Here is an 8,954-nt window from a genome sequence, read left to right on the forward strand (position 1 = left end):
CCACTCGCGCCCTTCTGGGCGGGAGAAGAAGACCTGATCAGGATGCTTCTCGCACTGCGCGAGCATCAAGGTCAAGCAGTTATCGCCAGGGGCGAGCTCAAATTCAGCGGGTTTGGTGAAGACTTTGGATTCCTGTGCTGTCACGGGTAAACCTCCCTCGGTGTGGGCTACTTAACAAAGACCGTACCCTTGCCTTGTAGCTCACCGCGCATCAGGATCCCCACTTTTGCAGGGGAAATATCTTCTGCCGTGTCTTCTTTTGGCACAATGGGCTGTTGTGGCTGATACGGAACTGCTTGAGCAACTAGCAACCGCCTACGGTTTCAGCATGACCTACCGGGGCCTGAACAACGAGATCGTGGCTTCGCCCCGCGAATCACTGGTCTATTTGCTGAGGGCGCTGGATGTCCCCCTGTCGGATGACCCCGCCCCGGAAGAGCTCGCCGACGCGCTCCATGAGTGGCGCACGCATTGGTCCACCCGTCCACTACCCCCGGTGGTGATTGCGCGTGAGGGCCGCGAGACCTATTTCAATATTCACGTCCCCGATGGCGCCCCGGCGCGCGTGTGGATCACGCTGGAAAATGGTGAGACCTCTCCCGTTTACCAGGATGAGAATTGGGCGCCGCCGACTGAGGGTTGGGGCGAGGCGACATTCCATACCCGCGGCGATATCCCGACGGGCTGGCACACGATTCACTTGGAATCCGACGGGATTGAGGAATCGTGCACGCTTGTGGTCACTCCGCAGGCGATCCGCCGTAATCTCGATCTGCTCAACCACCCGGCTTATGGCGTGATGGCGCAGCTTTATTCTGTGCGTTCCGCCCAGTCGTGGGGCATCGGCGATTTCCATGACCTGGGCGAGCTGGCCAAGGTTCTTGCCCGCCACGGCGCGGAATACCTCTTGATCAACCCGGTGCACGCCGCCGAGCCCCTCCCGCCGATCGAGGACTCGCCGTATTTGCCCACGTCCCGTCGCTTCATCAATCCGATCTACATTTCGGTCGAGGATGTGCCGGAATACGCGCTTATCGACGCTGAAACGCGCGCCGATATCGAAGAACTCGCCGCCGAATTCAAAGCGCTGAATACCTCTTCAGATTTCATTGAGCGCAACCCGATCTTCGCAGCGAAGCTGGCTGCTTTAACTGAGCTGTTCTATGTCTTTGAGGAATCGAGCGACCACGCAGCATTCGATGCATTCGTCGAAGCTGAAGGCGAGGGTTTGGTCGAATACGCCCGCTGGTGTGCCCGCGCAGAACTCGATGCGGATTCTGATGAGCTGGCTCGCTTCTACATGTGGCTTCAGTTCGTGGCAGATAACCAGCGCAAGGCTGCGCAGCAGGCGGCTCTTGATGCGGGCATGTCCATCGGCATCATGACCGACCTTGCTGTTGGCGTTCACCCGGATGGCGCTGATGCTTTCACCCTGCGCGACGTGCTTGTTCAAGATGCATCCGTCGGTGCGCCGCCAGACGGCTACAGCCAGCAGGGCCAGGACTGGTCCCAGCCACCGTGGAATCCGTTCAAGCTCGCCGAGGCGGGCTACACACCGTGGCGCGAATTGCTGCAGACGGTGCTGCGTCATTCCGGTGGCATCCGCGTCGACCACATCTTGGGCCTGTTCCGCCTGTTCTGGATCCCGCGCATGGGTACCCCGGCACAGGGCGCGTACATGAATTATGACCATGAGGCCATGCTGGGCATTCTCGCGCTTGAGGCTGACCGCGCGAATGCTGTTGTGGTTGGCGAGGACCTGGGCACCTTCGAGCCGTGGGTACAAGACGAGCTGCGTGACCGCGGTGTGCTGGGCACTTCTGTGGTCTGGTTTGAGCATGCCCCGACTGGTGAGCGCCCGATGCACCCGCAGGAATACCGCAACCTCGCGCTGTCTTCGGTGGGCACCCACGATCTCCCGCCAACAGCGGGGTATCTCTCAGGCGCGCACAATCAGCTGCGCGATCAGTTGGGCCTGATCGATGATTCCTTTGAGGAGCTCGATGCCGAGGACGTTGCTTGGCAGGGACATGTGCTCAACACCGCACGTGAGCACGGCTTCTTCGAGGGCACGCCTCTTGCGCACACCGATTTCACCGGTCTGGGTCGCGATGAGCGCGGCGATGTGGACGATCTGGTCCTGGGCCTGACCCGCTTCATCGCTTCTACTGGTTCAGCGTTGACGTGCACCAATTTGGTGGACATGGTCGGCGATACCCGCATTCAGAATCAGCCGGGCACGAATTCAACCCAGTACAAGAACTGGTGCGTGCCGCTGAGCGATAAGAACGGTAATGCGGTGTTGATTGAGGATCTTGAGAACATCGAGCTGTTCCACAAGATGGCTGAGGCGAGCGCTAGAAAAGGCTGATTAGCCCCATCACCAGAACGAGGGCGATGAGCACCCAAAGTGCCTGCGTGACGCGGGAGCGTGGGTATTTTCTCCGCGCCTTCGGCAGCTTCATGTCCTCTTTGCGCAGGTCTTCCGGATTGGCCATGGCTTCTTACTCTACGTCACCGCTTACCACGGCAGCCAGCCAGTCCACCAGGCGCAGCACACCAACAGCCGCGATTCCAGCGACCGGAAGGGCGATCGCCAGAATGATGGGCACCTGCAGCCACGGACTTACCTGCGTGAGATCGAACATGTCGCTTAAGCTTAGGCCCCATGAGCTCCCCCGTTGAAGTGACGTGCCCAGCCGGCACAGTGATCGGTACAGCAGACGGTGGCATCAGCTATTTCCATGCCATCGAATACGCACACTTTCCTGCGCCCTTCAACGATGCGGAGCCCGCGCCAAAGGGCCTGCTTATCGACGCCACGGAGCCCAACCCAGACAAAGTCGCCCTTTCCATCGTCGCGCCAAAGAATGCAACAGATGCTCCCGTCATCGTCCACATTCACGGCGGAAGATTTGAGGAAGGCAGCCACGAAGACCCTGCCTCCCCCGGTGAAGCCCTCGCCGAACAGGGCGTGATCCTCGTGCGCATCGGGTACCGGAAGAAACTTGAAGGACTCGTGCCTTTCTTCGATGACCAGCCCAATCATTTCCGTGCGGTGGACGATGTGAATCTCGGGCTCGAGTGGGTGCAGCGCAATATCGAATCTTTCGGGGGCGACCCGACCAATGTCACGCTCAGCGGACAAAGCGCCGGCGCGGCAGTCGTGCTGTGGCTCATGCGCAAGGATCACTACCGCGGGGCTTTCCGGCGGGCAATCGCTATGGCCCCTGCTTTTCCCAATAAGAATTTCCAGAAACGGAAATCAGCACTGCGGATCCCCACGACCAGGACGTGGCTGAATAAAGCAAAACCAACAACTCTGGAGCGTGCTTACAAGCGACTGCGCCGGCGCTACCCCACTGACATGGCGCTGGGCCCCAATCCGCTTGACCCAACCGAAATGGCCGAGATCCCCCTGGTCATTTCATGCCATGAGAAGGAATTCCAGCACCCCATCATTGGTCCACGTTTGACCAATAAGATCATTCTGCGCTGGGTCAACGATGTGGTGGAACGCGCTCCCGGCGAGGTACACAAAGTCACCTTCACCGGTGAGTCACAGCACTGCGATGAGCTATTTCCGCTTTTTTGTGGCCCACTCACCGAGTGGCTTGTCCACTACGCCACCACAGGCGAGACAAACCTTAAGCAGGAAACTCCGCTAGCTCTTCCACCAGCCACGGCGAGAAAATAAACGGCACGCGAGCGACCGCTTCGCGCAGGTCCGCCATCCGGGTCCACTCGTATTCGGCGATCTCATCGGGATTCGGATTCAGCTCGCCATCAAGGCGTGCGAAGAAGACCGGACAGATCTCGTTTTCCACGATGCCGGATGCGTCCACCGCGCGGTACTGGAAATTCGGCAAGACACTGCGGATCTCAGCGACCGTGGTGCCCAATTCCTCGCGGGCACGACGCACCACTGCTTCCTCAAAGCTCTCGCCCGGAGCTGGGTGGCCACAGAAGCTATTGGTCCACACGCCCGGCCACGTCTGCTTCGACAGGGCACGACGAGTCAACAGCAGGTTCCCCTCGTCGTCGAAAAGCCATGTTGAAAACGCGAAGTGGAGCGGGGTGCTATCCGTGTGCACTTCCGTTTTGCGTGCGGTTCCTGCCTCTTGACCGTCCTCGGTGCACAGCACCACCAGCTCATCCATTTAGTTATTCAAATTCCCTTCAAAGATGACATTGCCGATTTTGAAGGTGGCATCGCCCAGATTGCCCATGCTGACATCAAAGACGTACTGCACATTCATCGTCGCGCCCTTGCCCAGCGGAAGGTCCAGGCCATCGATTTCCAGGCCAGCGTCCTCGGCGCTGATACGGCTCGCTTTCTCTTTGCCGCCTTGGTACTTCAGCTCCGGCTCCCCGAGTGCTTCCGGCGGCATGATGTTGTCCGAGTGGTTCGTCACCGCGACGGTGACAACCGTGCCGCCATTGGGTGCGCTGCTGGTGCCCTGCCATTTGTAGGACACATCCATGCCCGGGTCCTCAACGATGTCGCCACTGATCTCATTCGTGGTCAGCGGATCCGCGTCGTGGGTTTCAAAAGACTCCGGTTCCTCAGTCGGCGTGGCCACACCTGTGGTCGGTGTGATCGTCTCGCCCTCTTGGCCGACGATGCCCTCGTCGCCGCAGCCAGCCAGCAGGAGTGCTGATGAAACAAGCGCTGCGAAGCTTAGAACCGAACGCGTCATGGTGAGCCTTCCCTTTTCGACGAAACTCCAACTCACTTTACAGTGGAGTACGTGCAGCCACTATTTCGAGTCATGGGCAGCGCATCGGCGCTCTGGCCCTATTACGTCGGTATTATTCTCATCTCAACCGTCGCGGCGGCGCTCAACCTCGTGTCCCCCTTCATCGTCCGTGAAGCAGTGGACACGGTTGTGGACAAGGGCGATCTTTCCATGATCGTCTGGCTCGCTATCGCGCTTTTCGCTGCGTATTCCGCGAATACGTTCATGCGAAATATCGGCGGTTATTTGGGCGATGTCGTCGCCGCCCGCATCAGGCAGGTCCTTTCCACACGCTATTTCGCGAAACTCCTGTCACTGCCCCAGAAATACTTCGACGGACAGGTCACTGGCACGATCATCGCGCGGCTCGACCGCTCGATTATGAATATCACGCAGACAGTGCAGAGTTTTTCCAATACTTTGTTGCCGATGCTGCTGCAGGTGATCGCCATTCTGGGCATCACGGCCTTCTTCTATTGGCCGCTCACTTTGCTCCTTCTCACGCTTTTCCCGATTTATCTCGTCCTCACGGCGATGACGTCGAAGCGGTGGCAGAAATTCGAAGGAGAGAAGAATAAAGAGATCGACCTGGCCAATGGGCGTTTCGCAGAAGTGGTCGGCCAAGTCAAGGTAACCAAGTCTTTCGTGGCAGAAACTCGTGAGCTAGAGAAATTCGGCAAGCACTACGGGCGCACAATCGATCTGACTCGCCCGCAATCGCGCTGGTGGCACAGCATGGATGTCGCACGCGGCATGGCCATGAACCTGGTCTTCTTGGGCATCTACCTGATCTTGTTCATTGAGACGTACAACGGCCGGTTCTCCATCGGCGACATGGTCATGCTCATTCAGCTGGTCACCATGGCGCAACAGCCAGTGCAGATGATGAGCTGGCTGGTGGATTCCGCACAGCGCGCAATCGCTGGTTCTCGTGACTATTTCAAGGTGATGGACGAAGAGATCGAGGAATCCGCGAATACTCAGGTCGTCGCCGCCACCGAGGCAGCAGATATGCCGGAGCTGGACACCACTCCCGTGACGCCACTGCCAGCAGCTGAGCCGGTTGTGAAATTCGACGATGTGTCGTTCGCCTACAACGAAAACGAGCAGGTGCTCTCGGATATCTCGTTCACGGCACGCCACGGCGAAAAGGTCGCGCTCGTCGGTGAGTCCGGCGGCGGCAAATCCACGTTGGTCAATCTCTTGCTGGGCCTGTACCCGATTTCGGATGGCACGCTCACTGTGTGCGGCAAGGACATCGACACCGCCGATATTGAGCGGGTGCGCGCGTCCGTCGGAGTCGTCTTCCAGGAGCCAGCCTTGTTCTCCGGGACGATCCGCGAGAACATCGCGTATGGCAAGCCCGATGCAACAGAAGAAGAGATCATCGCGGTGGCCAAGCGCGCCAATGCGCACACCTTCATTTCCAGCTTTGCCGATGGCTACGACACGATCATCGGCGAGCGCGGCCTGCGTCTGTCCGGCGGCCAGAAGCAGCGCGTGGCCGTGGCGCGAGCAATGCTCAAGGACGCCCCGCTGCTCGTGCTGGATGAGGCAACATCAGCGCTTGACACCAAGTCCGAGCGCGCGGTCCAAACTGGGCTCGACGAGTTGATGAGGAACCGCACCACCATCATGATCGCGCACCGCTTATCGACGATTGCCAGCGTAGACACCATCATCACCCTCAAGGATGGGCACATCGATGAGATCGGCAGCCCTGAGAAGCTGGCTACCTCCGGCGGTATTTATTCAGAGCTTCTCGCCCTAACCGCCTCGTCGTCGGCAGCGGATCGAAAGAGGCTCAAGGCTTTCGGTTTCAAGGCGTAGGTTGGAGGCCATGCAGTTTCCAGATCTTGAGACCCTCCGCGCCCGCGGCACCCGCAAGTGGACCCAGTTCGGGGACGACGTGCTCCCCCTATGGGTCGCCGAAAGTGACTTCCCCACTGCTGCACCAGTGAAGAGTGCGATCCAAGATGCAGTTGACCGCGAGATGCTGGGCTACACGCCTGCCCACCACACGCTGGGAAATTCCCTGAGCAATTTCTATGCCGCCCGTTATGGCTGGCAGCCGAATCCCGAGTGGGTGTTTCCTGTCGCTGATGTTGTCCGCGGCATGCTGCTGGGCATCCAGTATTTCACCAAACCGGACTCTCCCGTCATCGTTCCTGTGCCGTCCTACCCACCGTTTTTGGAACTCCCCGTCACCGCGGGCCGCGAGATGGTCGAGGTCGGGGCAAAGGACGGTCTCGACTTAATGGAGGTCGAAGCAGCATTCAAGAATGGTGCTGGCTCAATCTTGCTCGCCGCCCCGAATAATCCGTGGGGTTACACCTTCGATGCTGAAGAGCTGGCGCAGCTGACCAATATCGCCGCCAAGTACGGTGCACGCGTGCTTGTCGACGAAATCCATGCCCCCATCGTCTACGACGGCACCCACATCTGTGCCGCAGGCGTCAACGAGACCGCTGCGAATGTGTGCCTCACCGTCACCGCGACGTCCAAGGCCTGGAATGTCGCCGGCCTGAAATGCGCCCAGATGATTTTCAGTAACGAAGAAGACGTGGACACCTGGAATAGCCTGACCGGTGTGGCCAAGGATGGCACTGGCACCTTGGGCATCGTCGCTGCGCAAGCCTGCTACGACCACGGGCAAGAAGCGCTGGATGATCAACTGCAGGCGCTCAAGGCCAACCGCGACTTCTTGGTGGAGAACCTCCCTGAGGCCATCCCCGGCATCGAATTCACCAAACCAGAGGCCACCTACCTGATGTTCCTGGATTTCAGTGGCACGGCATTGAAGGAGGAAAAGCCGGCGGAGTGGATTCGTCGAAAAGCGAAAGTTGCTCTGAATGAGGGCGTGACCTTCGGTGCGGGCGGTGCGCATCACGCGCGTTTGAATTTCGCCACCAGCCCCGAAATATTGAGCGAAGCCCTCGACCGGATTTCTACCGCTATTCTTGGTGCCCATGACTGACCCACAAGGTTTCCTCGTCGAAGCTGATGCCAGCGATTACGACTCCCCAGCCCCCGCACCAGGCAATGAGCCCTGGCAGCGCCCCGACCCTGAGTGGTACAAGGACGCCGTCTTCTACGAGGTCCTTGTTCGCGCTTTCTACGACCCGGACGGAACCGGCTCCGGCACGCTGAAGGGCGTCGAGGAAAAGCTCGACTACCTGCAGTGGCTCGGTGTTGACTGCCTGTGGCTGCCGCCGTTTTATGATTCGCCATTGCGCGATGGCGGCTACGATATCCGCGACTTCCGCAAGGTACTGCCGGAATTCGGCACGGTCGAAGACTTCGTTTCGCTTATCGACGCTGCCCACAAGCGCGGCATCCGCATCATCACCGACTTCCCCATCAACCACACCTCCGATACCCACCCGTGGTTCAAGGAATCCCGCCGCGACCCCAACGGCCCCTACGGCGATTTCTACGTGTGGTCCGATACGCCCACGAAGTACGCGGATGCCCGCATCATCTTCGTGGACACCGAAGAATCCAACTGGACCTATGATCCGGTGCGCAAGCAGTACTTTTGGCACCGTTTCTTCTCCCACCAGCCTGACCTGAACTACGACAACCCGGCGGTACAAGATGCCGTTATTGATGTCATTCGTTTCTGGCTCGACCTCGGCATGGACGGCATCCGCCTCGACGCCATTCCCTACCTCTTCGAACGCGAAGACACGAACTGCGAGAATCTGCCCGAGACCCACGAGTTCATCAAACGTGTCCGCACGATCTTCGACGAGGAATACCCCGGCCGTTTCCTACTTGCCGAGGCCAACCAGATGCCCGATGAGGTCGTCGAATACTTCGGTGACAGTGACGAATGCCAGATGGCCTTCCACTTCCCCGTCATGCCGCGCATCTTCATGGGCATTAGCCAGGAGACCGCACAGCCCATCATCGACATCCTGCGCGAAACCCCCGATATCCCGGAGACCGCACAGTGGGGCATCTTCCTGCGCAACCATGACGAGCTGACGCTCGAAATGGTTACCGAGGAAGAGCGTGACTTCATGTACAGCACGTTCGCTACCGATCCGCGCATGCGCGCCAATGTGGGCATCCGCCGCCGCCTCGCACCACTGCTGGGCGGCCACCGCGATCGCCTTGAGCTGGCCCACGCGCTGCTGCTGTCCCTGCCGGGCTCGCCATTCCTTTATTACGGCGATGAAATCGGCATGGGCGACAATATTTGGTTGCCCG

9 protein-coding genes are annotated in these 8,954 nt (G+C 59.2%); 5 read left to right on the top strand and 4 right to left on the bottom strand.

Going from position 1 to position 8,954, the window contains the following annotated elements; genetic code table 11:
* Positions 1–277 precede the first annotated feature (277 nt).
* Positions 278–2,371 (top strand): 4-alpha-glucanotransferase, encoded by a 2,094-nt coding sequence (locus tag Q0X21_RS09290; RefSeq protein WP_297851602.1) that lies wholly within the window; start codon positions 278–280, stop codon positions 2,369–2,371.
* On the opposite strand, the gene Q0X21_RS09295 is transcribed toward Q0X21_RS09290, so the two are convergent.
* Both Q0X21_RS09295 and Q0X21_RS09300 read right to left on the bottom strand, forming a co-directional pair.
* The gene (locus Q0X21_RS09295; RefSeq protein ID WP_297851603.1) at positions 2,358–2,498 is read right to left on the bottom strand and encodes a hypothetical protein; all 141 of its coding nucleotides are present in this window, start codon (positions 2,496–2,498) and stop codon (positions 2,358–2,360) included. The genes Q0X21_RS09290 and Q0X21_RS09295 overlap by 14 nt on opposite strands.
* Before the next feature lie 6 nt (positions 2,499–2,504).
* On the bottom strand, positions 2,505–2,648 hold the full coding sequence (locus Q0X21_RS09300; protein ID WP_297851604.1) for a hypothetical protein: 144 nt from the start codon (positions 2,646–2,648) through the stop codon (positions 2,505–2,507).
* A 20-nt stretch (positions 2,649–2,668) separates the two neighbouring features.
* Here Q0X21_RS09300 and Q0X21_RS09305 point away from each other — a divergent pair, with 20 nt between their 5' ends.
* On the top strand, positions 2,669–3,697 hold the full coding sequence (locus Q0X21_RS09305) for a carboxylesterase family protein (RefSeq protein WP_297851605.1): 1,029 nt from the start codon (positions 2,669–2,671) through the stop codon (positions 3,695–3,697).
* Here Q0X21_RS09305 and idi read toward each other — a convergent pair.
* Together idi and Q0X21_RS09315 are read right to left on the bottom strand one after the other, a co-directional pair.
* Positions 3,648–4,160, bottom strand: coding sequence for an isopentenyl-diphosphate Delta-isomerase (idi, locus tag Q0X21_RS09310; RefSeq protein ID WP_297851606.1), 513 nt, complete (start codon positions 4,158–4,160; stop codon positions 3,648–3,650). The two genes, Q0X21_RS09305 and idi, sit on opposite strands and share 50 nt — an antisense overlap.
* Positions 4,161–4,700, bottom strand: a complete 540-nt coding sequence (locus Q0X21_RS09315; protein WP_297851607.1) for a hypothetical protein — start codon at positions 4,698–4,700, stop codon at positions 4,161–4,163.
* A 51-nt stretch (positions 4,701–4,751) separates the two neighbouring features.
* On the opposite strand from Q0X21_RS09315, the gene Q0X21_RS09320 reads away from it, so the two are divergent.
* The 3 genes from Q0X21_RS09320 to treS form a co-directional block, all read left to right on the top strand.
* Positions 4,752–6,569, top strand: coding sequence for an ABC transporter ATP-binding protein (locus Q0X21_RS09320; protein ID WP_297851608.1), 1,818 nt, complete (start codon positions 4,752–4,754; stop codon positions 6,567–6,569).
* A 10-nt stretch (positions 6,570–6,579) separates the two neighbouring features.
* Positions 6,580–7,716 carry a MalY/PatB family protein gene (locus Q0X21_RS09325; protein WP_297851609.1) on the top strand — a complete coding sequence of 379 codons (1,137 nt, stop codon included), beginning with the start codon at positions 6,580–6,582 and terminating at the stop codon, positions 7,714–7,716.
* Positions 7,709–8,954 (top strand): maltose alpha-D-glucosyltransferase (treS, locus tag Q0X21_RS09330; protein ID WP_297851610.1); only part of this gene is annotated, 1,246 nt, incomplete at its 3' end. The genes Q0X21_RS09325 and treS, both read left to right, overlap by 8 nt.

Source organism: uncultured Corynebacterium sp. (genome assembly GCF_947253065.1).
Lineage (GTDB): Bacteria > Actinomycetota > Actinomycetes > Mycobacteriales > Mycobacteriaceae > Corynebacterium.

Coding starts and splice junctions, on each gene's coding strand:
- Q0X21_RS09300 (WP_297851604.1), bottom strand. CDS start 2,648: ATGTTCGATCTCACGCAGGTAAGTCCGTGGCTGCAGGTGCCCATCATT.
- Q0X21_RS09315 (WP_297851607.1), bottom strand. CDS start 4,700: ATGACGCGTTCGGTTCTAAGCTTCGCAGCGCTTGTTTCATCAGCACTC.
- idi (WP_297851606.1), bottom strand. CDS start 4,160: ATGGATGAGCTGGTGGTGCTGTGCACCGAGGACGGTCAAGAGGCAGGA.
- Q0X21_RS09305 (WP_297851605.1), top strand. CDS start 2,669: ATGAGCTCCCCCGTTGAAGTGACGTGCCCAGCCGGCACAGTGATCGGT.
- Q0X21_RS09325 (WP_297851609.1), top strand. CDS start 6,580: ATGCAGTTTCCAGATCTTGAGACCCTCCGCGCCCGCGGCACCCGCAAG.
- Q0X21_RS09295 (WP_297851603.1), bottom strand. CDS start 2,498: ATGGCCAATCCGGAAGACCTGCGCAAAGAGGACATGAAGCTGCCGAAG.